This is a genomic window from Kitasatospora sp. NPDC005751 (assembly GCF_040630835.1).
GTDB lineage: Bacteria > Actinomycetota > Actinomycetes > Streptomycetales > Streptomycetaceae > Kitasatospora.
On record NZ_JBEXYC010000006.1, the window covers coordinates 67,869 to 90,954 of the forward strand.

Below are 23,086 nucleotides of genomic sequence, written 5' to 3' on the forward strand. Positions count from 1 at the left end.
CACCGGCACCACGCCCGCCGACCCACCCGCGACGGACACCGGCACCACGCCCGCCGACCCACCCGCGACGGACACCGGCACCACGCCCGCCGACCCACCCGCGACGGACACCGGCACCACGCCCGCCGACCCTCCCGCCCGGGCCGCGCTCCCGGGCCCGTACCTGCTCTGGCTGGCCGGCACCCAGGCCGGTCTGCTCGGCGACGCCGCGCTGTACCTCGCCCTGGGCTGGGCGGCCTCCGCGCACGGCGGGGGCGCGGCAGGCCTGGTGCTGACCGCGATCACGCTGCCCCGCACCGTCCTGGTCCTGCTGGGCGGCGCGGTGGCGGACCGGTTCGGTGCCCGCCGGGTGATGCTCGCCGGGGACGCGGTGATGCTGGTCGCCGCCCTGGCCCTCGCGGCCGCCGCGGCTGTCTGGGGCACGCCGCTCCGGCTGCTGCTCCTGGCGGCTGCCGTGATCGGCACCGTCGACGCGTTCTACCTCCCGGCGAGCGGATCGATGCCCTGCCGTCTGGTGGGCGCGGCGCAGCTGCCGCGGGCCCTCGCGCTGCGGCAGGCCGGCGGGCAGACCGCCGCCCTGCTGGGCGCACCGCTCGGCGGTGTCCTGGTCGCGGCGGGCGGCCTGCCGGGGGCGGCCCTGGTGGACGCGGCGAGTTTCGGGGTGCTCCTCCTGGTGCTGCTGAGGATCCGGCCGGTGGAGCCGGCGGCGGCGCGGCCGACCGACCGGGAGGCGGCGGGGTGCGGACCGTCCGCGCCGGGGCTGCTGCGGGAGGCGGCGGCCGGGGTCCGGCTGGCCCTGGCGGATCCGCTGCTGCGTGCCGCGCTGCTGCTCACCGGCGCCGCGGCCGGGGCGCTGCTGCCGGTGGTCCCGCTCCTCGCGCCGCTGCTCGCCCGGGCCCACGGCTGGGGCGCCTGGTCGGCCGGGCTGTCGGCCGGTGGACAGGGGGCCGGGGTGCTCGCGGTGGCGGGGCTGGTCTCCTGGCGGGGCGGCCTGCGCAGGGCAGGAGCCGGGGCGGCGGCCGGGCTCTGCGTGGCCTCGGTGGGGACCGCGGTGCTGGCCTGGGCGTCCGCACCGGCCACGGCGGTGGCGGGCAGCGTGCTGGCCGGGGCGGGGTCGGGGCTGTTCGCCTGCCACCTCGGACCGCTGGTGCTCCGCGGTGCCCCGGTCGGCCATCTCGCCCGGGTCCAGGCTCTGTTGACGTTGGTCCAGAGTGCGGCGCTGGTGCTGTCCACCGGACTGCTCGGTCTCCTCGCCGAGGTGGCCGGCGCCAGGTGGCCGACGACGCTCTGCGCGCTCGCCGCCGGCGGGGCGGGGCTGGCGGCCTGGGCGTCCCCCGCACTGCGCCGGGTCTGAGCCGCGGCCCGTGCCGTCGCTTCGTGGACCGAGGGCCGAGAACCGGACAGGGGCGGGCCGGAGCGGCGTACTTGCCGGTCGTGCGGTGGCGGGGCAGAGTGCGGGCAGAGGCGATGGGCGGCGTGCGGCTCGATCTCCTACGACTCGGCGGCGTGCGGCGCGACCGCGTACGACCGGCGGCGTGAGGCCGGGGCGGCGTGTGCCGGGCGGCGATCGGAGGCGGCGATGAGTGATCTGACGGACCGACTGGCGACGGGGCTCCCGGGTGGGGCCCTGGTGGTGGACCCGGACGTGATGGCCGCCTACAGCCACGACATGGCGGGCTTCTGCGCGGCCGGCAACCCCGCCGTGGTGGTCTTCCCGGAGACGGTCGAGCAGGTGCAGCACGTCCTGCGGACCGCCACCGAGCTGCGCGTACCGGTGGTGCCGCAGGGCGCCCGGACCGGGCTCTCCGGCGCGGCCAACGCGGTGGACGGCTGCATCGTGCTGTCGATGGTGAAGATGAACCGCATCCTGGAGGTCGATCCGGTGAACCGGATCGCGGTGGTGGAGCCGGGCGTGGTGAACGCGGAACTGTCCAGGGCGGCCGGAGAGGTGGGGCTGGCTTACCCACCGGACCCGTCCAGCTGGGAGTCCTGCACCATCGGGGGCAACATCGGTACCGGCGCGGGCGGGCTCTGCTGCGTCAAGTACGGCGTGACCAGTGAGTACGTGCTGGGCCTCGACGTGGTGCTGGCGGACGGGCGGCTGCTGTCCACCGGTCGTCGGACGGCCAAGGGGGTGGCGGGCTACGACCTGACCAGGCTGCTGGTCGGTTCGGAGGGCACGCTGGGCGTGGTGGTGGGCGCCGTGGTGGCGTTGCGGCCCGCTCCGGCACCGCAGTTGGCGCTGGCCGCGGATTTCCCGAGCGCGGACACGGCGGGCGCGGCGGTCTGCGAGGTGATGGCGCGCGGCCTCACGCCGTCGTTGATGGAGCTGATGGACACGGTCTCCGTGCGGGCGGTCAACGAGCTGGGGCAGATGGGGCTGCCGGAGTCGACCCAGGCCCTGCTGCTGGTGGCCTTCGACGGGCCGGACCCGGCGGCCGAGCTCGCGGTGGTGGGCGCGATCTGCCGGGCGGCGGGCGCGACCGAGGTGGTGCCGGCCGAGGACCAGGCGGAGTCCGAACTGCTGCTGCAGGCACGCCGGCTGGCCCTGCCCGCGATGGACCGGCTGGGGACCACGATGATCGACGACGTGGCGGTGCCGCGCTCGCGGCTGGCCGAGATGCTGAACGGCGTCGCCGCGATCGCCGAGCGGCACGCGCTGACCATCGGGGTGGTCAGCCACGCGGGCGACGGCAACACCCATCCGATCGTCATCTTCGACGCGGACGATCCGGAGGAGTCGGCCCGGGCGCAGCGTTCCTTCGACGAGATCATGGCGCTGGGGCTGGAGTTGGGCGGCACGATCACCGGAGAGCACGGGGTCGGGCTGCTGAAGCGGGAGTGGCTGGCACGCGAGCTGGGGCCGGTGGCGCTGGAACTGCAGCAGCAGCTGAAGGCGGTCTTCGATCCGCTGGGCATTCTCAACCCCGGCAAGGCGGTCTGATAATCAGCCCTGAGCGTCTTTCCAGGGCCTTCGGCCGCCGCATTCCCATGAGCTAAGTAGGATGGTGGGATAGTCGCAGGATGGCTGGATATATCGACAAGGTCGAATGGCCCTCCGCAAAGGGGGCGCGTTCGCCTATGTCGTGCGCCAGGGTGGTGCGCCTGGTTCTTCGTGTGCTCCCCGCGCGCCGCTCCCGAACGTCGCGCCAGGCGCCACCGTTCGGGCGAAATGCCAGGTGAGTGCCGGTGTGTCGGCGCACTGTCCGCTGGAGCGCTCGTTATTCACTGTCGCCCTGGATATCACGCTAACGGGCGAAAACGGGGGCGCTAGGTGGTGCTTTGTCGATTTGTTGCGGAAGTCTGTCTCTCGGCGTCGCAGCCCGCAGGGTTCGTCTGGCCGACGAACTCCCGCACACAATGCACGATTTACAGCTTTCTTGGAGGCTCTCATGGTTCGCACTCGCCACCGCCGGCTGGCCGGTCTTCTGGTCGCGGCCCCGCTTGCGGCCGGTCTGCTGCTGGCGGGCGCCGGCGCCGCCGCCGCCGACAACGGCGCGCTGGCCAACGACGGTTCCAACAGTGGGGTGGTGTCCAACGTCGGCACGGGTAACGTCTTCGGCTCCGTCGACGGCAACTACGTGTCGACCCAGCAGACGGCCACCGGGTCCGGTGCCTCGAACCAGGCCAACACCCTCGCGGTGAAGGACAACTCGGGCACCATCCTGGCCGGTCAGTCCAACAAGAACTTCAACATCGTCTTTGCACCGGTCTTCAACTGACGGGAACGGGTGCCACCGCCGGCGGGGGCGCCGGAGGTGGGTGACCGCGAGTGGGTCGAGCGCTCGCGGTGGGGCTCGAAGTGAGACAACTCGATGCAGGGAACCGGGTAGCGGAAAGGGTCACCGCAAGCCGGCCTCGTGGGCGGTGCCGTCGATCGGCACCGCCCACGAGTGCGTTCACGCACCCAGCCCGGAAGGCGCGGCCCCGGAGGGCGCGGCCCCGGAACGCCGTGCCCCGGGCCGCCGTGCCCCGGAGCGCCGGACGGAGCGCGGCCGCCACCCACGCCCACCGGAAGCCGCCTGCGGCCGGCTCGCGCCGGTCCCTACGCCCGCTCCCGACGAGGGCGCGCACCGAGCGGTCACCCGTCGGCGGTACGGTTGCGCTCCGACAGCGCACCTCGCGCCCGGGGCCCCGACGGCCCCGCCGGCGAGGGGCTGCGTCCGCGGCAACCGGAAGGAAGGGCGCGATGGCAGCGGAGGAGGAGGGCCTGAGCGGCCCGGGCGAGGCCAGGCCTGCCCCGGGATCGGAATCGAGGCCCGAGTCGAGGCCCGCGCCCAGGTCCGTACCCGAGCTGTTGCTCGGCCGCCCGCCGATGGCCCGCCCGCTGCCGTCCTTCGACGCCGAGTCGGCACCGGCCGAGCCCGGCCTGCTCTTCGCCGAGTGGCTGGCGACCGCGCTCGCGGCCGGTGTGCTGGACCCGCAGGTGGCCACGCTCTCCACGGTGGACGCCGACGGTCTGCCGGACGCCCGGGTGCTGGTGCTGCGCGATGTCGACGCCTCCGGCACCGGCTGGGTCTTCTCGGCCGCCGCGGACAGCCCCAAGGGCCGCCAGCTCGCCGATCACCCGGCCGCCGCGCTCACCCTCTACTGGCCGCCGCTGGGCCGTCAGGTCCGGGTCCGCGGCACGGTCGAGCGGGCCGCCGACCAGGTCGCGGCCGCCGAGTTCGCCACCCGCTCCCCGGCCGCCCGGGTCGGTGCGCTGGTCGGCCGGCAGAGTGAGCCGCTGGCCTCGCTGGCCGAGTACGACGAGGCGGAGGCGGTCGCCCGCCGCCGGCTGGAGACGACTCCGGACACCGTCGCGGCCGGGCACGCCGTCTACACGCTCTGGGCGCACGAGGTGGAGTACTGGCAGGGCGACGCCAACCGCCGCCACGTCCGGCTGCGCTACACCCGGACGGGCCCGGTCCGCACCCCGGAGTGGTCGCGGACCCTGCTCTGGCCGTAACGGACGCCCGACGGGGCCCCTCCGTGCAGGAGGCTGCCCCGTCACTCCGCCCCCGTCACTCCGCCCCCCGTCATCGCCGCCCGGTGAGCGTGGCCCCCACGCTGGCGGCCACCACGCAGCCGATACCGGCCAGCTGCACCGCGCCGAGCAGCTGGCCCAGCACCACCAGGCCGACCAGCGCGCTGACCGCCGGCTCCAGGCTGACCAGGACGCTGAACACCCGCTGCGGCATCCGTCGCAGCGCGGTCATCTCCAGCGCGTACGGGATCACCGGCAGCAGCAGCGAGACCCCGGCCACCGCGACCAGCAGGGTCAGCGGCGAGGCGCCGGGCGCGGTCAGCCCGTCCCAGGCCTGGCCGAATCCGAACGGCGCCAGGGTCAGGGCGCCGACCGTCATCGACACCGCCAGCCCCTGGAACCCCTGGAACGCGGCGCCGACCTTGTCCGTGAACAGGATGTACGCCGCGTAGCAGGCGGCCGCGCCGAAGGCGTAGGCCAGGCCGACCGGGTCGAGCGACGATCCGCCGCCGCCCTCGCCGAGCAGCGTCAGCAGGGCCACTCCGCCGGCCGCGAGCAGCGCCCAGACCAGATGGCTGGCCCGGCGGGCGAAGATCAGCGCGACCGCGAGCGGGCCGAGGAACTCGATCGTCGCGGCGGTGCCCATCGGCAGCCGGTCGATCGCTCCGGCGAAGAGCAGCGTCATCCCGGCGGACGCCACCCCGAGCAGACCGGCGGCGGCGAGGTCGCGCGGCCGCCGGCCCCGCAGCCTGGGGCGGGTGACGGCGAGCAGGATCACCGCCGCGAACCCGAGCCGCAGGAAGGTCGTGCCGCTCACCCCGAGAGGGTCGAAGAGCGGCTTGGACAGCGCGATGCCGAGCTGCACCAGGAACATCGCGGCCAGACACAGGAACGGCGCCGGGATTCGCTCCGGGCGCCGCACGAGCTTCGAGTACCGCCGGCCGGACGGCTCGGCGGGTCGCCTGCCCGGTGACAGCCCTTGGCCCGGGCCCGGGGCCCCGCCTCGTCGCCAACCACCGCGCTCGCCGGCGGGCTCGCCGGCGGGCTCGCCCTTGGGGGCGGGCGGCATGGCAAGGGCCTCGGCGACGGCGGCGGCCGGCGTCGGGGAGGTGGTTTGGCCGGTGTGGGGCGTGGGCATAGTGGCGAGTTTGCCGTAAGGAGTGACTTGGGGGCAAGCTCGTTACCAAAATGCGGACGGATGCGGACGGGTGCGTCTGAAAGGGTGAGCTTCGCCGGAGCGTGCGGCGCGGTTGCCGTATTCGTCCGATGGCCCGTCAGTATCAAGGCGGGGTGCGCTATCTCCGCCCCGCGGCCCTGGCCGCCGCCTCCCTCGTGCTCCTGCTCGCGATCGACGGGGCAGGCGTGAGCGCCGGGGCGACCGCTCCGGTGGCCGCCGCGGCATCCCGCATCCGGGCCACCGTCCTGCCCGACCGGTCCGGCCCGCCCGCCCAGCGGGTCCGCGACCTCTACAGCGGCGCGGCCTTCGACGCCTGCACCGCACCCCCGCTCGACACCCTCCGGGCCTGGCGCGGCACCTCGCCCTACGGCGCGGTCGGCATCTACACCAGCGGGTCCCAGCGCGGCTGCGCGCAGCCGGGGCTCACCGCCGACTGGGTCCGCCAGGCGCGGGCGATGGGCTGGCGATTCCTCCCCGTCCACGTCGGGCTGCAGGCGCCGTGCAGCGAGCTCAAGGGCAAGCCGCAGCGGATCGACCCGGCCCGCGCGGCCCAGCAGGGGCGGGCCGAAGCGGCCGAGGCGGTCCGCGGCCTCACGGCCGTCGGACTCGGCAAGGGCAGCCCGGTGTTCCTGGACATCGAGTCGTACCCGACGCAGGACCCGGCCTGTGGCCAGGCCGTCGTCGACTTCGCGCTCGGCTGGACCCAGGGGCTGCACGCGGTCGGCTACCGGTCCGGCTTCTACTCCAGCCTCGACTCCGGCGTCGCCGACCTCGCCGCGGCCGCCCGCGCGGGCAGCTCCCCGCTGCCCGACACGCTCTGGTACGCCCGCTGGGACGACCACGCGGACACCGCCGACAGTGGCGCCCTCACCTCCGACCTCTGGGCCGACCGCCAGCGCGTCCACCAGTACCGGGGCAACGTGACGGAGACGTACGGCGGCGCCACGCTCACCGTCGACCGCAACCAGGTGGACGCGCCGCTGGCGGGCTGACGGGCCGGGCACCCGGGCCGGATAGGGTGTCCCGTCGATCGGCCGCACGGAGGGGGACGGGCATGTCGGAGGGTCAGGGGCACTACGCCGGAGCGGGTGGGCAGGGCGCGATCCCACCGCCCGGGCCGTACCCGCAGAGCGGCCCGTACACGGGCCCGAACCCGTACGCCCAGCCGCAGCCGTACCCGCAGCCGCAGCCGTACCCGCAGCCGTACGGCCCGGCCGCCGGCCCGTACGGGCACCCCCAGTCGTACCCCCAGCCCCAGCCCCAGCCGTACGCCGGGCCGAACCCGTACGCCCAGCCGCTCCCACCGCAACCAGCGCCCGCCGGGCTCGCCGCACCCGCCGCCGCGTCCTTCGACGACGGCTTCCCCGGCCCCCGGCCGCGCCGCGGCCGGATCGCCGTGCTGCTGCAGTTCACCCTCCAGTGGATCTACGCACCGGTCTGGATCGCCGCCCTGGTCGCCCTGTTCGCGATCCTGCTCTGGACCGGTGCCGGCGGCCCGTCCGGTCCCGAGTCCGACTCCTGGCTGAAGGTCAACCGCACCTTCGTCCCACCGCGCCGCCTCAAGGCCGAGCTCACCGGCCGCCCGGAGGACTGGGAGCGGTACGTCGGCCCGATCCTGGAGCGCCGGATCCGGCTCGCCGAGGCGGGGTACGCCGCCGGTGACGGCGACGTCGAGGCCGACTTCGGCCGCACCGTCGGGGTCAAGCTGGCGGTCCGCCTCTACCGGGGCCTGGGCGCGGCCGGGGTGGTCCGGCTCGCGGAGCGCTACGGCTGGCAGGGCGTGCCCGCCGGCGGCGACCTGGCGCGTGTCCGGCTGAGCCGCCGGTACCCCGCCCCGCCCCGGGTGTCCGCACCCGGCCCGCAGGATCCGCCGGCCGCCCCGGGCACGCCGTGGGGCGCCCGACCGGGCCGGTCCGCGTTCCTGCTGCCGTTCATGCTCGTGCTGCAGATCGCCTACGTCCCCGTCTGCGGGGTGCTCAGCCTGCTGGCCTTCTGGGTGAAGCACCCCGAGCCCGACTACTGGGACCGCTGGGGCGCCCGCTGGGCGGTCGGGCCGCGCGCCTTCCGGGCGGAGTTCACGGGCAGCGCCGCCGCCTGGGACCGCCACGTCCGCCGCATCGTCGCGCGCGAGGTCCGCCCGGGCAACGGCAAGGGCGCCGAGGCGCCCCGGCGGATCCGGGTCAACCTCGCGACCTATCGCGGCGCGGGCGCCCAGCACGTCCTGCGGGTCGCCGCCGAGCAGGGGTACGTCCTGGACCCGGCCTACCTGCCGGACCCCGGGGTCTGCGTCCGCCTGTACCGCCCCGACCGGCAGGTCTGACCGGTCGCTGCCCTCGCCCGCCCACGCGGGTACGGCTCACCCGCCGGCCCCGCCCGGCTTGCCACCCGGTGTCGTTCCGCGGCTCGGGCCGGCGGGCGCGCCTCAGTCCCGGAGGCCGAGGGAGAGCCAGCCGCGCCCGTCGCAGTCCCGGCAGGTCTCCGGGATGTGCCCGGTACCCGAGCGGTCGGCCCGGACGCCCAGCCGCGCCCGTGTCCGCACCCCGTCGGAACAGCACGGGCACGGCACGCGGAACCCGGCCGGCTCGGGCTGTACCCGGCGATCGTCATGACTGTCGCTCATGCCGCCCAGTATCGCGTGCCGCTGTCGGTGCGACCGGCCGCGGCAGTGTCAGTGCGGCCCGCTACAACAGGGCTGACCGATCGACCCGATCACGGAGGACGCATGGGCACCTGGGGCAGCGGCAACTTCGACAGCGACGCGGCCGCCGATCACCTCGGCGAGTTCACGGCCCGGCTGATCGGCGAGGTCGAGCAGGCGATGGCCGGTGACCGGGTCGAGCTGGAGGCGGACGAGTACTGGGGCACGGCCGTCCCGTGCAACCTCGAACTGCTCCACCTGATCGCCTCCCGCCACTACGTCGGCGCCGGTCTGCCCGCCGCGGCCACGATCGAGGGCTGGAAGGCGGACTTCATGGCGGTCTGGGAGCAGAGCATCGACGGGCTGGAGCCCGCCCCCGGGCACAAGGAGGAGCGGCGGGCCGTCCTGCTGCGGACCTTCGACGACCTGGCGGCCCTGGCCCGCGAGCGCGAGCGGGACGGACTGGCCCCGTAGCGTCACGGGCGGCGGGCACGGCCCGAGGACCCCGCCCACGGCCGACGCGGCCCAAGGACGCCGCCCCCGGCCGACGCGGCGAATCCGTGACCCGTGCAACGGTGCCGGAATGCTGACAGCGGGCAGGTGGAGAGGCACAATCGGGCTCGACTGCCGCTATTACCGCCCAGTAGCCGCCCGGTGACCGTCGCAGTCGCCGCCGCAGTGCCGCCCGGTCAAGGAGGACCCGTGTTCAGCACGATGCAGGACGTCCCGCTCACCGTCGCCAGGATCCTGGAGCACGGGTCGACCATCCACGGGCGGTCGACCGTCACGACCTGGGACGGCACCGGCCCGGTCGTCCGGACGTACGCGGAGGTCGGCGCGCGCGCCGCGCGGCTCGCCCACGCGCTGCGGGACGAGCTCGGGGTGACCGGGGACGACCGGGTGGCCACGCTGATGTGGAACAACGCCGAGCACCTGGAGGCGTACCTCGCGGCCCCGTCCATGGGAGCGGTGCTGCACACGCTCAACCTGCGGCTCCCGCCGGGCCAGCTGTCGTTCATCGTCAACCACGCCGCCGACCGCGTGATCATCGTCAACGGCACCGTGCTCCCGCTGTTGGCGGCCGTCCTGCCGGAACTCGCCCCCACCCTCAAGCACATCGTGGTCAGCGGCCCCGGGGACCGGTCCGTACTGGCCGGTTTCACCGGCGCCGTGCACGACTACGAGGACCTGATCGCCGGACGGCCCACCACGTTCCCGTGGCGGACCGACATCGACGAGCGCCAGGCCGCCGTGCTCTGCTACACCTCCGGCACCACCGGTGACCCGAAGGGCGTGCTCTACAGCCACCGCTCGGTCTACCTGCACGCCCTCCAGGTCAACACCGGCGACAACTTCGCCTTCACCCCGCGCGACATCGCGCTGCCGGTCGTCCCGATGTTCCACGTCAACGCCTGGGGCATCCCGCACGGCGCCTTCATGTCCGGTGCCGGCATGCTGATGCCGGACCGCTTCCTCCAGCCGAAGCCGCTGGCCGAGATGATCGCCCGGGTGCGGCCCACGGTGAGCGCCGCGGTGCCGACGATCTGGAGCGGTCTGCTCGACGAGCTGGACGCGGGCGACTACGACACCTCCAGCCTGCGCATGGTGGTCATCGGCGGCTCCGCCTGCCCGCCCGCCCTGATGAAGGCCTTCGACGAGCGGCACGGCATCCGGGTCGTGCACGCCTGGGGGATGACCGAGACCTCGCCGCTCGGCGCCTTCGCCCAGGCCCCCGGCGGCCTCACCCCCGAGGAGGAGTGGCCGTACCGGGTCACCCAGGGCGTCTTCCCGGCCTCCGTCGAGGCCCGGCTGACCGGTCCGGGCGGCGAGCGGATGCCGCACGACGGCGTCTCGGCGGGCGAGTTGGAGGTGCGCGGGCCGTGGATCGCCGGCGCGTACTACGGCGGCGCCGGCCACGACCCGGAGCGCCCCGACGACAAGTTCTCCGAGGACGGCTGGCTGCGCACCGGCGATGTGGGCACCATCACCCCGGACGGCTACCTGACCCTGACCGACCGCGCCAAGGACGTCATCAAGTCCGGCGGCGAGTGGATCTCCTCGGTGGACCTGGAGAACCACCTGATGGCCCACCCGGAGGTGGCCGAAGCCGCCGTGGTCGCCGTCCCGGACGAGAAGTGGGGCGAGCGCCCGCTGGCCACCGTGGTGCTGCGGCCGGGCGCCACGGCCGGACTGCGGGAGCTGCGCGCGTTCCTGGCCGAGCGGATCGCCTCCTGGCAGCTGCCGGAGCGCTGGGCGATCGTCGACGCGGTGCCGAAGACCTCGGTCGGCAAGTTCGACAAGAAGGTCATCCGGGCCGGCTACGCGGCCGACGAGCTGGACGTCACGGTGCTCGGCAAGGAGTAGCGGACAGCGGCGGGAACAGCCGGGTCCGGGGGCCGGCCACCACGGGTGGCCGGCCCCCGGTCGTGTCAGCCGGCGGCCGCGACGCCCGCCTCGCCCATCGCGCCGATCCGCCCGAGCAGGTCGACGATCCGGGACTGGACGTCGGCGCTGGTGGAGCGCTCGGCGAGGAACAGCACCGTCTCGCCGGTGCGCAGCCGGGGCAGTTCCCGCGGGTCGAGGTCGACCGAGGTGTAGACGACCAGCGGGGTGCGGTGCAGCCGATCGTTGGTGCGCAGCCAGTCCAGCAGGCCGACCCGGCGGCGGCGGATCTGGAAGAGGTCCATCACCACCAGGTTCGGCTGCACGCTGCTGGCGCGGGCGACGGCGTCGGTCTCGTCCACCGCGTGCTCGACGTGCATGCCGCGCCGCTCCAGGCTGCTGATCATCGCGGCGGCGATGTCCGGATCGCCCTCGACCAGCAGCACCCGGGGGGCGTGGTTCTCGCCGTCGCGAGGGGCGAGGGCGCGCAGCAGCACGGCGGGGTCGGCGCCGTACGCGGCGTCCCGGGTGGCCTGGCCGAGGCCGGCGGTGACCAGGACCGGGACCCTGCTGTTGAGGGCGGCGGTGCGCAGCGACTGCAGGGCGGTCCGGGTGATCGGGCCGGTCAGCGGGTCGACGAAGAGCGCGGCGGGGAAACCGGCGATCTGGGCGTCCACCTCTTCGCGGGAGCGGACGATCACCGGCCGGTAGCCGCGGTCCTGCAGGGCCTGCCGGGTGGCCGGGTCCGGCTCGGGCCAGACCAGCAGCCGGCGCGGGCCGCCGTCCCCGGCCGGGACGGGGCGTGCGGGGTGCTCGACGGGGTCGTCGTGACCGGCGGCGGGCAGTTCGGCCATCGGGCGCGGCGCCGTCCTGGCCTCGGGCGCGGCGGGCAGCTGCGGTGCGGCGGCCGGCGCCGCCGGGGCGGCCTGGAAGGCCTCGGCCGGTCCGGCCGGTCCGGCCGGTCCGGCCGGAACGCCCGTACCGGAGCCGCCCGGAGCACCGGGGGCGCCGAGGGGGCGCGGCGGAGCGAGCTCGGCCAGGCCGGTGCCGACCGGCTGCGGGCCGTCCGGGCCGGTCGTGGCCGGTCCGTCCGAGCCGGCGGCGGGCAGCGCGGGCCGGGCGAGCTCCAGGGCGCCGGGAGCGCCCTCGGCCGATCCGTGCGCCGACGGCGGCTGCGCGGCGACCTCCGGGGCCTCGGTGTCGGGGCCGGGCGGAACGGCCAGCCGGCGGCGCCGGCCGGTGGGCGGGGCGGCGGGCGGCTGGGGCGGGGCCGGCGCGGGACCGGCGGGCAGCGCGTGCTCCAGGCCGGGGTAGACCGGGGCGGACTCGGGCATGCCGGGCAGCGCGAACCCGCCGGACGAGTCCTCGTTGGCCGGCAGCGCGCGGCGCCGCCGGGACGGCTTCGGCTCCTCCGCGCCGTCGCCCTCCGCGCTTGGCCGGCCGAAGGCCTCGGCACCGGCCGGAACGCCCGCGGCCGGGCCGACCGGTACGCCGGTCGCCGGGGTGCCGCCGGCCGGCGTACCGGCGGCGGGGGTGTCGGCCGGAGCCGGTGGGGCGGGGTCGGCGGGTGCGGTGCCGGGCCCGAGCGCGAACGGGCCGCGCGGCGCCGCCGGAGCGGCCGCGGCGGGCTCCTCCGGGAGGCCGTCGACCGGCACCGCGTACGCCGTGCCGGACCGGCCGTCGTCCTTGCCCCACGGGTCGCTCGGCTGGGCGGTGGTGGCGCCCCCGCCCTGGCGCCCGTACGCGGGGTCGTTGCCGGTGCCGTTCCACTGCTCGGGGACGGCCCGCTCGACCCGTGCCGGGGCGTTCGGCCAACGGTCGGCGGCGGCCGCCGCGTCGGCCTCGGGCACGGCCTCGGGTTCGGCCGCCGGCCGGCCCCGGCGCCCGCGCCGCTCGGCCACCGGCGGCTGCGCCGGCTCCTCGTTCACGGCCTGCTCCGGTCCGGGCGCCGGGTCGGACGCCCCGGCGGGTGCCGGGCCGTCGGCCGGTGCCTTCTCGGTGTCGTCCTCGGGGCGCCGGGCCGCGGGCAGCTGCGGGATGCCCGGCAGGTCGGGCAGCACCGCGCTGTCGCTCTCCTTGGGCCGGTCCGACCGGCCCTCGGCCGAGGCGCGTTCGGCGGCGGCCTTCGCCGCGACCGGGTCCAGCGGCAGCTCGACGACGTACGTGGTGCCGGCCTTGCCGGGCAGCTCGTGCGGCTGGAGCACGCCGCCGTGGCGCTCGACCACCGTGCGGGCTATCGGCAGGTGGACGGGGCTGCCGCCGCGTCCGGGGCCGCGGATCTCCACCCGGGCGACGTCGCCGCGCTGGGCGGCCGCGAGCACCACCATCGGGGCGTCGCCCTCGGCCGGGGCCGGCGCGGCCGTCCCGGCGGGGTTCAGCCCGGGGGAGCCGACGGCGGGCGGGGCGTCGAGCGAGAGCGCCACCCCGCTGACGTCGGCGACCAGGTGGGCCAGCGCCTGGGCGAGCCGCTCCCGGTCGGCGATCACCTCGACGGCGGCGGCGTGCACGGAGAACCGCACCCGACCCGCGCCGACCAGCTCGCCCGCGTGCTCGACGGCCTTGCGGATCACCTTGTCCAGGCCGACCGGCACCCGGTCGGCGGCGGGCCTCGCGCCGTCCTTGTCGTCGGCCGGGCCGCCGGCCGCGTTCTCGGCCTCGGAACGCTGGTGGGCCAGGACGCCGTCGATCAGCTTGCCGAACCGCCGGCACTCGTCGGCCAGCCGTCGCAGCGTCCAGTTGGCCTCCGGCCAGAGCTGGCCGGCCGGGTCGGCGGCGAGCGCGTCGATCCGCCGGTGCAGCGCGGTCAGGGCGCCGCCCAGCTCGCTCTCCAGGACGGCGGTGAGGTGTTCGTTGCGGGCGACGAGGGCCAGCTCGCGGCTGCGGTCGGTGAAGGTCATCACCGCGCCGACGAGCTGGTCGCCGTCGCGCACCGGGGCGGTGGTGAGGTCGACGGTGACCGGACGGCCGTCCTTGCGCCAGAGCACGGTGCCGCGCACCCGGTGCTTGCGCCCGGAGGTCAGGGTGTCCAGCAGCGCGGACTCCTCCAGCGCCAGCGGGGTGCCGTCGGCCCGGGAGTGCTGGATCAGCGGGTGCAGCTCACGCCCGCCCAGCTCGCTCGCCCGGTACTCCAGGATGTGCGCGGCGGCCGGGTTGACCAGCACGCAGCGGCCTTCGAGGTCCACGCCCAGCACGCCCTCGGCGGCGGCCCGCAGGATCATCTCGGTCTGCTTGTGCTGACGGCGCAGCTCCGCCTCGACGCCGAGCCGGCTGGAGAGGTCGCGGACCAGCAGCAGGAGCAGGTCGCTGCCGGAGGGCCGGGAGCCCTCGCGGTACGGGTCGTAGGGGACGAGCGGGGAGAGCGCGTAGCCCCGCCCCTCGCTCGCGCCGTCGTCGGCGAAGTCGTTGCCCGAGACCTCGACCGGGAACGTGCTGCCGTCGGTACGGCGGGCGGTCATCCGGACCGGGCGGTCGAGGGCGTCGTCCTCGCGCGGTTTCGGCCGCATCGAGCCGGGGATCCGGCTCGGGTCGAACTCCGGCAGCAGGTCCAGTACGCCCATGCCGACCAGTGAGGTGCCGGGTGTCTGGAGCGCCTGGACCGCTGCGCTGTTGGCATCGACGACCGTGCCGTTGCTGTTCACCAGCAACAACGCGTCGGGCAGGGCGTCGAGTATGGCGGCGAGGCGAGCAGCGCCTCGGATCGGCCTGCTGCTCACGTCGACAGGTCTCCTCGGCTCAGGGCAGCTCCTCCGGAGAAGGCAGTATCTCATTCTTCTTTGCGGCGGGGACGACCCGCCTAGTAACGTTGGCGGTGGTTGGTGCCGGGCCCTCGGGTTGTGGCATCATCACTGGCACACGGAGCGAGTCCGCCACGCGGGCGCGATCCATGTGGGGAGGCTTCGCCTAGTCCGGTCTATGGCGCCGCACTGCTAATGCGGTTTGGGTCTTAAAGCCCATCGAGGGTTCAAATCCCTCAGCCTCCGCCAGCCGGGAGCCCCGTCGACGATCACGTCGGCGGGGCTTCTCGCATGTCCGGGGCCCGGTCGGGGCCGGGCCGGACGCCGAGCGCGCCCGGTCGCGGAGGGCCGGGGGATCGGGCCGCCGCCCGGTCGTTCCGGGGCCCGGATCAATCGATTTCGCCCCGCGTCGCAGGTCATGTAATGTTGTCCCCGCAACGCCCCGCTGGCACGTTCACCAGGGCGAGCGCTCATAGCTCAACGGATAGAGCACTTGACTACGGATCAAGAGGTTGCAGGTTCGAATCCTGCTGAGCGCACCAAACCTTCGCAAGACCGGGTTCCGCCCGGCACTTGCGCTCATAGCTCAACGGATAGAGCACTTGACTACGGATCAAGAGGTTGCAGGTTCGAATCCTGCTGAGCGCACCAGCGAGAAGCCCCCGGCCACCGGCCGGGGGCTTCTCCGTTTTCCGGGCGCGTGTCGGCCGTCGGTCCCCGCGCGGCCCGGGCGCTCGGCCCGGCTCCGAATCGCCCGGCCGTCCGCCGCGGCCGGACTGCGGGCTCCGGGCTCCGGGTTCCGGTTTCCGGGTTCCGGGCGGCCGGGCCGAGGGCGCCACGGCCGGGCTCGGACGGCTGCCGGTGGAGCCCCCCGGCGAAGCCGGCCCCGTGGTCGAACGGTCGCGAAGTCGCTGGCGGCGTGGATAGGTGCGGGCGCCGGCTCCGCCGAGCGCACCGATCGTTCGCGCTGATCGTTCGCGCTGATCGTTCGCACCGGTGATGCGCAACGGGAGCGCTCGACGCACGGTCAGGTACCGGTCCGCGGCGCCCGATCGGAATCCCCCGGATTCCCCGCGATTCGCCGCTAATGGATGAAATCCACTCCCTTCGGGTACATCCTTTCCTGTCGGTCGGATGACCGCCGAACGGGTGGGACCCGGCCGATAGCGCAGGTGTCGCAGTATGACCGGCCCAGGATCGTGATTCCGTTTTGTCAGATCTTGTGCCCAGACTGCCCGGCCACCCCGGCAGCCGATACCGAAGGAGAGCCGGATGAGCCGACAGTCCCCCCGCGATGCCGCCCTGTCCGCCCCGGCCCCGGCCCGGCCCGCGTACCGGACGGGAGGAATGCGGCGGCCGCGCCTGGTGGCGGCCGGTGCCTCGGCGGCTCTGGCGGCCGCGCTGCTGATCGGCTGGAACCCGCCCACCTCCGCCGCCCAGCAGTCCCCCGACACCTGGTCGGGGGACCGGAGCGCCGTCCTTCCCTCCGGCCTCACCGTCCACATCGATTTCTTCGCCGCCCCGGGATTCGACGTCGCGGCCGAGCCGGGGGAATTGGCCGAGCGGTTCGGCGGCGGTCGGGCGGCCGCCCTCTATACGGACGGACTGCGGCCCGGAGATCCCGCGCAGACCTTCCGGATCACCGACAACCGTCCGCAGAAGGACGGTTCCTGGCGCACGGTCGGAACACTCGGCATCGCCTTTTCCCGGCCGGTCCGCAATCCCCGCCTGCACGTCAGTGGACTCTCCGCCGTCGCCACCGGAAAGGGCGGGGCCACCGGCACCGTCTCGCGTCTGTCGCTCACCGGTGGCTCACCGGGCGCACCCGCCCTGGTCAACCGGACCGACTGGCCGGGCTGGACGGTCGACGGCAACAGCCTGGCCCCCGCCGGCGCGGGCGGCGCCGCCGACGCCGGATCCGCCGCCGAGGGCAGCCTGGAGCTGGCCGGGACCTTCCGCACCGCCGTCTTCCGGGTCGAGCAGCGCTCCACCGCCCGGGCCGGCTCCACCGCCGCGCCCGCGCCGGCGCCGCTCCTCCAGGCCTACACCGTCACCCTGGACGAGGGCGTCGGCACCGCCCCGCAGGGCTACGACAACGCCTCCCACCTGCTCTCCGACCTCTTCCTCGGAGCGGACGCCGGCGGCGCCGCCCGGCTCGGCCGGCGGGCCGCCACCACCGGCACGACCCCGCTGGTGCCGCCCGCCACCCCGGCCGGGGGCACGGACGCGGCCGGCGAGCCGCTGGTCCAGCTCGACCACGGCGCCGGCCGGCGCAGCGTCTTCTCCAGCCCGGCACCGCCCCGGCTCCAGCCCGGGCGCGGCGAGTACCAGGGCGGCGACCCGGCCGTCGGCTATCCGGCCGAGGCCGCGATCGGCCGGTACTACCGGGTCACCGTCCCGGTCGCGGTGGGTGGCGCCCCCGCCACCCTGGCCGGCTGGGTCGACTTCGACCGCAACGGCCGGTTCGACCCCGCCGAGCGGGTGCAGACCGAGGTCCCGGCCACGGCGGACAGCGCGACCCTGGAGTGGACCGTCCCCGCGAACGCGTCGTCGGGGGAGACCTGGGCCCGGCTGCGGATCGGCCGCGACGCGGCCCAGTTGGTGTCGGCCGGCGGCTTCGCCGACTCAGGCCAGGTCTCGGACCAGCGGATCAGGTTGACGGTCGGCGCCGCCCGGCCGGAGATCGCCACCCCGGTCGACGGCACCGTCGTCGCGGACGCCCGCCCGCAGGTGCGCGGTGAGGGGGCGGTGGCCGGAGCGACGGTCGAGGTGCGCGACGGGGACGCGGTGGTCTGCAAGACCCGGGTCGAGAAGGGCGGTGACTGGTCCTGCCGGCCGAGCGGGCCGCTGACCGCGGGCGCGCACACCCTCACCCCGGTCGAGACCACCAGTGGCGGGCTGGTGCTGCGCGGCGATCCGGTCCGGGTCACCGTGAAGACCGCTCCGCCCACGGCTCCCGTGCTCACCCTCCCCGAATACACCAACGACCCCGGCCTCCAGCTGACCGGCACGGGGGAGCCGGGCAGCACCGTCTCGGTCACCGACCGGCCGCCCGGGGCACGAGGCGCCGCCGGCGGCGGTGCGGGCGGCGAGCTGTGCAGCACGGCGGTGCGGTCCGACGGCGGGTGGTCCTGCCTGCCGGTGGAGAACCTGCCGGACGGGCGCCACCAGCTGACGCCGAACGCCGTCGACGCCGCCGGGAACCGGACGCCGGGCCAGGTCTTCACGCTGTTCGTCGACACCGTGCCGCCGGACCGGCCGGTGCTGACCACGCCGACGGCGGGCGAGACGGTCCGGGTGGCGCGCCCGAAGCTGGGCGGCCGGGCCGAGCCTGGGGCCCGGGTGATCGTCACCGCCCGGGCCGGCAGCTCGGCCTCGGCGGAGCGGATCGTGGCCTGCGGTGCCACCGCCGCCGTCGACGGCAGCTGGACCTGCGCGGCCAACCGAGACCTGACGGACGGCGAGCAGTGGCTGGTCGTCACGGCGACCGACCTGGCGGGCAACGGGACGGCGGCGGACGCGGTCACCGTCCGGGTCGCGGCGGCCGTCCCGCCCGCGCCGGGGACGCCGTCCCCTTCGGTGGCCTCGCCGTCGCCCTCGGCACCGGCGTCCACCCCTGCGGCGGCGTCGACCGCCCCGGCGGTTCCGGTGCCCGGCGCGCCGTCACCGTCCGCTCCCTCACCGTCCACTCCCTCACCATCCGTTCCCTTGGCGTCCGTTCCCTCGCCGTCCGTTCCCTCGCCGTCCGTTCCCTCGCCGTCCGTTCCCTTGGCGTCGGGGCCGGCGGTCGCGGTGCCGTCGCCGGTGGTGCCGTCCTCCGCGCCCGCCGTGGTGGCGCCGTCCGCGTCCGCGGCGGCTCCGGCTCCGGCGACGGCTCCCACACCGCCCGGGCCCGCCGTCTCGCCGTCGGCCGACCGGCCTACGGCGACGGCCCCCGCCGTGCCCGTGCCGACGGTCTCGCCGTCGGTGCCCGCCCCGCCGAGCCCGACCGTCCCCACTGCCCCGACCGCCCCCGCCGTCGAGGCCGTCCCGGAGCCCGTCCTGCCCGGGTTGCTGCCGATCGTCGTCCCGCCCGCCGCCGGGACGGTGCCCCCGGCCAGTGCGAGTGCGAGCCCGAGCGCCGGACCGGCCCCGAGCCCGAGTGCCGGGGCGTCCGCCTCCGGTGCGACCGGCACGGCCATCCCGGCAGCCCCGGCGATGCCGACCTCACCGGCCGCTTCGGCAACTCCAGCCACTTCGGCCGCCCCGTCGACCGCCCCCACCGCGGCCGTCCCCACAGCCGCCCCCACCGCCACCCCGACCGCCGGGGTCGCGCCGGCGGTGCACGCCGGGCAGGTCTCGCCCGAGACCTCCCGGGCCCTGGCCGCACCCCCGGCCGAGCAGTCCGCGGAGCCCTCCCCGGAGAGCGGGGCGACGCAGGCGCAACCCGCGTCCGACCACTCCCGGTCGGAGGGCTGGCGCGCTGGGCTCGCTGGTCTCCTGCTGCTGCTCACCGGGGTCGGCCTGATCACCCGCCGGGTCTTCGCCCGAGGCCCCGGCGCCCGACGACGCTGAACCGCTCCGACCATCCGCTCATGTGCCTGCGCGTCAGATCGGCTATGGATGATTCGTCAGTAAATGTCGACACGCTCTATCGCAAATGTCGCATTTGATGACGTATGAACTTAGCCTGACTCTGGCACTGCCCGTCAGATCCGGGCCGCCCGTTGCGCGACACACCGAACCCGAGGATCCGTGCATGGACGTCACCCGCGATTCTTCGCCGCGACCCGACAATCTGCCCAAGGCGTTGCCGCCGACCCTGCGGGAACGTTCCGCCTCCGGCTCCAGCCCGATGGCGAGGGCGCCCAAGACGGGCAAACCCATCGACAACGGGCCGGCGACCACGCCGCTGGCGGTCGTCCCCGGTCCGGCGGTCACGCCGGTCGACCTGCGCGACCCGCTGGAGACGGCGGTCCTGGAGGCGGTGGAGCTGCCGGAGGCCACCCCGCCCGGCGCGGTCACCGCGACCACCTCCCGCCGGCCCCCGCGCGCCGACCAGGCGCTGCGCGAGCACGGAGCCGCGGTGCTGCCCGGCTGGATCGCGCTGCTGGCGCTGCTGGCGGGGGTGGCCGCCGTCGTGCTGGTCCTGCTGAACGACGGCGTCATCCCGTCCTGGGAGGCGCTGCCCGATCTGCGCGGTGCCGCCGCCCGGGCCAGCGGCGGGGCGGAGGTGACGGTGCGGTCCGGCGTCGCGGTCAGCGCGGCCGGTCTGCTGATCGTCCTCGCGCTGGCCGGGCTGCTGGCCAACGCGGGCGGTGAGACCCGGGTGCTCAGCCGCTGGGGCCGCTACCGCGGCACCGTCCGGCGCACCGGTCTGGTCTGGGTCAACCCGCTGCTGCGCCGGCGCCGGGTGGACGTGCGGCTGCGGCACTGGCGCAGCGAGCCGGTCAAGGTGGTCGACCGAACCGGTACGCCGATCGTCGTGCGGCTGCTGATCGTCTGGCGGGTCAAGGACACCGCCCGGGCGCTGCTGGCGATCGAGGACCACGAGCACTACCTGCGCGAGCAGGTGCAGGCGGTGCTGACCCGGACGGCGTCCATGCTGCCGTGCGACAGCAACGCGGCCCCCGGCCCGGCGCTGCGCGACGGCCAGTGGTTCGCCGACGAGCTGACCAGGGCGCTGGCCGCCGAGGTCGCCCCGGCCGGGCTGGAGGTCTACTCGGCGCAGCCGCTCGCGCTGGACTACGCGCCCGAGGTCGCCGAGTCGATGCGCCGACGCCGACTGGCCGACCTGGACGCGGGCCTGCGCACGGTGCTGGTGGACGACGCGGTCGAGGCGGCGGCGCTCGCCGTCCGCCGGCTGGAGCGCGCGACCGCGCACGAGCTGGACGAGGCCGCCCGCAGCGCTCTGATGGAGCAGTTGCTGGTCGCCTTCGTCGCCCCGGCCGGAGTGGCCGCTTCGGTACCGTCCCCGGCCGCCCGGGCCGGGCGGAAGGAAGGACGACCGGCATGAGGATAGCCATCGGCACGGAGAGCGGTTTCGAGACCGACGTCGAGGCCGAGTTCGAAGCCGAGTTCGAGGCGGAGTTCGCCGGTGCCGGCGCCGCGCTGATCGGTTTCGAGGAGACGCTCGGCAGCACCCCCGCCGTGGCGGGCTGCGGCTGCCCGAACTGCGCGGCCCGGCCGCGCACCGCCCGCCCGGCGGCCGGGACGTCCGGTGGCGCGCGAATACACCGCGCCGTGCGGACCACCTGCCTGGCCACCACCGTGCTGGCGGGAACCGGCGTGGTCGGTCTGACGGCCGGTGCCGGGTCCGCGCACGCCGCGCCCGGCCAGCAGGGCTGGGACGGCTCGAAGTACTGGTTCAAGGCCGCGAACGGCGCCTGGCGCTGGACCGGCCACTACGACGTCTACGCCGCCCGTACCGGCGCGACCGGCGCGTCCGGGGGATCCGGGGGATCCGGCAAGGGATCCGGCAAGGCGGCCGTCTCCAACGGCGCCGCGTCCACGCCGGCGCCCACCTCGTCGAGCGGGTCGTCGAGTGGGTCGTCCTCGGGTCTGCGGCAGGGCTGGGACGGCTCGAAGTACTGGTTCAAGAACGGCAGCGGCGAGTGGCGGTACACCAGCCACTACGACATCTACCTCAGCCGCACCAGCGGGACCGGCGGCGGGTCGGACCCGGCGCCCGACCGGCCGGCCGCCGGGAGCGGGCCGTCCTCCCGCAGCACGCAGTCGGCGATCGACTACGCACTCGCCCAGCTCGGCAAGCCCTACGTCTGGGGCGGTGACGGCCCGTCGGGCTTCGACTGCTCGGGGCTGGTCCAGCAGGCCTTTCGGCGCAGCGGCATCAGCCTGCCGCGGGTGGCGGACGACCAGTACGCGGCCACCACCCCGATCACCGCCGGACAGCTGCACCGCGGTGACCTGCTGTTCTGGTCGGACAGCGGCCGGGCCTCCGGGATCCACCACGTGGGGATCTACCTCGGCGGCGGGAAGTTCGTCGAGGCGCCCCGGCCGGGGAAGACGGTGCGGGTCTCCACCCTCAGCAGCGGCTTCTACCCGACCCATTTCGGACGCCCGTAACGGCGCGTCCGGCGCGGCGGCCCCCGAGCGGATCGATTCCGCCGGGGGCCGCCGCGCGCCGGGGTCAGGCGGAGGCGGCGTCCAGCAGGGCGAGCTGCCCCGCAGTGAGGCGCAGCGAGGCGGCGGCGAGCAGCGGCGGCAGCTGCTCGACCCGGCGGGCGCTGGCGATCGGCGCGGCGACCGTCGGGCGGGTGGTCAGCCAGGCCAGGGCCACCGTGGCGATCTCCGCCTCGTGCTCGGCGGCGACGGTGTCCAGCGCCTCCAGCACCTTGGGGCCGCGCGGGTCGGCCAGGTAGCGGGAGGCGCCCTCGGAGCGGGCGCTGGCCACCTCGCCGCCGCCGAGCCGGTACTTGCCGGTCAGGAAGCCGGAGGCGAGGGCGTAGTAGGGCACCGTGGCCAGGCCGTGCGCGGCGACCACGTCGGCGAGCGGGCCCTCGAAGGTGGCGCGGGAGACCAGGTTGTAGTGCGGCTGGACGGCGACGTACGCGGCCAGGCCCTCGCGCTCGGAGAAGGCCAGCGCCTCGGCGAGCCGCTCGGCGCCGATGTTGGAGGCGGCGATCTCGCGGACCTTGCCCTCCTTCACCAGCTCGTCCAGGGCGGTGATGAACTCCTCCACCGGGGTGTCGTCGTCCTGGTGGGTGTAGTAGAGGTCGATGTGCTCGATGCCGAGCCGGCGCAGTGAGCCCTCGACCGAGGACTTGATGGTGGCCGCGCCCAGGCCGCGCGCCTCGGGGTGGAGGCCGACCTTGGTGGCGATCACCAGGTCGTCGCGGTTGCCGCGGCTGCGCAGCCAGTCGCCGATGATGCTCTCGGACTCGCCGCCGGTGTTGCCGGGCACCCAGGAGGAGTAGGTGTCGGCGGTGTCGACGAAGTTGCCGCCGGCGGCGGTGTAGGCGTCCAGGACGGCGAACGACTGCTGTTCGTCGGCCGTCCAGCCGAAGACGTTGCCGCCCAGGGAGAGGGGGTGGACGGCGAGGTCGGAGGTGCCGAGCCGGACCCGGCCGGGGGCGTCACTGTGGATTCCGGTCATGACCCGAGTCAACCGGATCGCCCGGACCGGCATTCCGTGGTCGCGGCAGAGTTCACGTGCCTGTCGCACTCGCCCCGCCCCGCCCGCCCCGCCC

At 75.6% G+C, this 23,086-nt stretch carries 15 protein-coding genes and 3 tRNA genes; 14 read left to right on the forward strand and 4 right to left on the reverse strand.

What is annotated here, in order from left to right; all coding sequences use genetic code 11:
* From ABZ497_RS08805 to ABZ497_RS08820, 4 genes are all read left to right on the forward strand, one after another.
* Nucleotides 1-1,354 (forward strand): MFS transporter (locus ABZ497_RS08805; protein WP_359804063.1); only part of this gene is annotated, 1,354 nt, incomplete at its 5' end.
* Between the two features lie 225 nt (nt 1,355-1,579).
* The gene (locus ABZ497_RS08810) at nt 1,580-2,944 is read left to right on the forward strand and encodes an FAD-linked oxidase C-terminal domain-containing protein (RefSeq protein ID WP_359804064.1); all 1,365 of its coding nucleotides are present in this window, start codon (nt 1,580-1,582) and stop codon (nt 2,942-2,944) included.
* A gap of 448 nt (nt 2,945-3,392) precedes the next feature.
* Nucleotides 3,393-3,722 (forward strand): hypothetical protein, encoded by a 330-nt coding sequence (locus ABZ497_RS08815; protein WP_329488666.1) that lies wholly within the window; start codon nt 3,393-3,395, stop codon nt 3,720-3,722.
* A 467-nt stretch (nt 3,723-4,189) separates the two neighbouring features.
* The gene (locus ABZ497_RS08820; RefSeq protein ID WP_329488665.1) at nt 4,190-4,948 is read left to right on the forward strand and encodes a pyridoxal 5'-phosphate synthase; all 759 of its coding nucleotides are present in this window, start codon (nt 4,190-4,192) and stop codon (nt 4,946-4,948) included.
* 70 nt (nt 4,949-5,018) lie between these two features.
* Here the strand turns inward: ABZ497_RS08820 and ABZ497_RS08825 are convergent, their stop codons facing one another.
* On the reverse strand, nt 5,019-5,840 hold the full coding sequence (locus ABZ497_RS08825) for an EamA family transporter (protein ID WP_359804065.1): 822 nt from the start codon (nt 5,838-5,840) through the stop codon (nt 5,019-5,021).
* A 416-nt stretch (nt 5,841-6,256) separates the two neighbouring features.
* Between ABZ497_RS08825 and ABZ497_RS08830 the strand changes: the two genes are divergently transcribed.
* Nucleotides 6,257-7,135 carry a DUF1906 domain-containing protein gene (locus tag ABZ497_RS08830; protein ID WP_359804066.1) on the forward strand — a complete coding sequence of 293 codons (879 nt, stop codon included), beginning with the start codon at nt 6,257-6,259 and terminating at the stop codon, nt 7,133-7,135.
* 62 nt (nt 7,136-7,197) lie between these two features.
* Nucleotides 7,198-8,463: a hypothetical protein gene (locus ABZ497_RS08835; RefSeq protein ID WP_359804067.1), complete on the forward strand. Its 1,266-nt coding sequence runs from the start codon at nt 7,198-7,200 to the stop codon at nt 8,461-8,463.
* 102 nt (nt 8,464-8,565) lie between these two features.
* Here ABZ497_RS08835 and ABZ497_RS08840 read toward each other — a convergent pair whose 3' ends face one another.
* Nucleotides 8,566-8,763 (reverse strand): hypothetical protein, encoded by a 198-nt coding sequence (locus ABZ497_RS08840; protein ID WP_329488661.1) that lies wholly within the window; start codon nt 8,761-8,763, stop codon nt 8,566-8,568.
* 102 nt (nt 8,764-8,865) lie between these two features.
* On the opposite strand from ABZ497_RS08840, the gene ABZ497_RS08845 reads away from it, so the two are divergent.
* Both ABZ497_RS08845 and ABZ497_RS08850 read left to right on the forward strand, forming a co-directional pair.
* The gene (locus ABZ497_RS08845) at nt 8,866-9,255 is read left to right on the forward strand and encodes a DUF4259 domain-containing protein (protein ID WP_359804068.1); all 390 of its coding nucleotides are present in this window, start codon (nt 8,866-8,868) and stop codon (nt 9,253-9,255) included.
* 228 nt (nt 9,256-9,483) lie between these two features.
* A complete protein-coding gene (locus ABZ497_RS08850) occupies nt 9,484-11,145 on the forward strand; it encodes a long-chain fatty acid--CoA ligase (RefSeq protein WP_359804069.1) in 1,662 nt (553 codons plus the stop codon).
* Nucleotides 11,146-11,210: 65 nt separating this feature from the next.
* On the opposite strand, the gene ABZ497_RS08855 is transcribed toward ABZ497_RS08850, so the two are convergent.
* Entirely contained in the window at nt 11,211-14,876 is a 3,666-nt protein-coding gene (locus ABZ497_RS08855) for a PAS domain-containing protein (RefSeq protein WP_359804070.1), read from the reverse strand.
* Nucleotides 14,877-15,052: 176 nt separating this feature from the next.
* Between ABZ497_RS08855 and ABZ497_RS08860 the strand changes: the two genes are divergently transcribed.
* The 6 genes from ABZ497_RS08860 to ABZ497_RS08885 all read left to right on the forward strand — a co-directional run bounded on the left by ABZ497_RS08860 (nt 15,053) and on the right by ABZ497_RS08885 (nt 21,962).
* Nucleotides 15,053-15,146, forward strand: a tRNA-Ser gene (locus ABZ497_RS08860).
* Between the two features lie 217 nt (nt 15,147-15,363).
* Nucleotides 15,364-15,439, forward strand: a tRNA-Arg gene (locus ABZ497_RS08865).
* A gap of 33 nt (nt 15,440-15,472) precedes the next feature.
* A tRNA-Arg gene (locus tag ABZ497_RS08870) sits at nt 15,473-15,548 on the forward strand.
* A gap of 621 nt (nt 15,549-16,169) precedes the next feature.
* Nucleotides 16,170-19,451, forward strand: coding sequence for an Ig-like domain-containing protein (locus tag ABZ497_RS08875; RefSeq protein ID WP_359804071.1), 3,282 nt, complete (start codon nt 16,170-16,172; stop codon nt 19,449-19,451).
* Nucleotides 19,452-19,635: 184 nt separating this feature from the next.
* Complete coding sequence (locus ABZ497_RS08880) at nt 19,636-20,892, forward strand: SPFH domain-containing protein (protein ID WP_359804072.1); 1,257 nt, start codon at nt 19,636-19,638, stop codon at nt 20,890-20,892.
* Nucleotides 20,889-21,962 (forward strand): C40 family peptidase, encoded by a 1,074-nt coding sequence (locus ABZ497_RS08885; RefSeq protein WP_359804073.1) that lies wholly within the window; start codon nt 20,889-20,891, stop codon nt 21,960-21,962. The genes ABZ497_RS08880 and ABZ497_RS08885 overlap by 4 nt, the downstream gene beginning before the upstream one ends.
* Before the next feature lie 64 nt (nt 21,963-22,026).
* On the opposite strand, the gene ABZ497_RS08890 is transcribed toward ABZ497_RS08885, so the two are convergent.
* On the reverse strand, nt 22,027-22,992 hold the full coding sequence (locus ABZ497_RS08890; protein WP_359804074.1) for an aldo/keto reductase: 966 nt from the start codon (nt 22,990-22,992) through the stop codon (nt 22,027-22,029).
* Nucleotides 22,993-23,086: the final 94 nt, after the last annotated feature.

Bases quoted from the DNA above. Each gene is read 5' to 3' on its own strand.
- ABZ497_RS08810 (WP_359804064.1), top strand. From the start codon at position 1,580: ATGAGTGATCTGACGGACCGACTGGCGACGGGGCTCCCGGGTGGGGCC.
- ABZ497_RS08815 (WP_329488666.1), top strand. From the start codon at position 3,393: ATGGTTCGCACTCGCCACCGCCGGCTGGCCGGTCTTCTGGTCGCGGCC.
- ABZ497_RS08820 (WP_329488665.1), top strand. From the start codon at position 4,190: ATGGCAGCGGAGGAGGAGGGCCTGAGCGGCCCGGGCGAGGCCAGGCCT.
- ABZ497_RS08825 (WP_359804065.1), bottom strand. From the start codon at position 5,840: ATGTTCCTGGTGCAGCTCGGCATCGCGCTGTCCAAGCCGCTCTTCGAC.
- ABZ497_RS08835 (WP_359804067.1), top strand. From the start codon at position 7,198: ATGTCGGAGGGTCAGGGGCACTACGCCGGAGCGGGTGGGCAGGGCGCG.
- ABZ497_RS08840 (WP_329488661.1), bottom strand. From the start codon at position 8,763: ATGAGCGACAGTCATGACGATCGCCGGGTACAGCCCGAGCCGGCCGGG.
- ABZ497_RS08845 (WP_359804068.1), top strand. From the start codon at position 8,866: ATGGGCACCTGGGGCAGCGGCAACTTCGACAGCGACGCGGCCGCCGAT.
- ABZ497_RS08875 (WP_359804071.1), top strand. From the start codon at position 16,170: ATGAGCCGACAGTCCCCCCGCGATGCCGCCCTGTCCGCCCCGGCCCCG.
- ABZ497_RS08880 (WP_359804072.1), top strand. From the start codon at position 19,636: ATGGACGTCACCCGCGATTCTTCGCCGCGACCCGACAATCTGCCCAAG.
- ABZ497_RS08885 (WP_359804073.1), top strand. From the start codon at position 20,889: ATGAGGATAGCCATCGGCACGGAGAGCGGTTTCGAGACCGACGTCGAG.
- ABZ497_RS08890 (WP_359804074.1), bottom strand. From the start codon at position 22,992: ATGACCGGAATCCACAGTGACGCCCCCGGCCGGGTCCGGCTCGGCACC.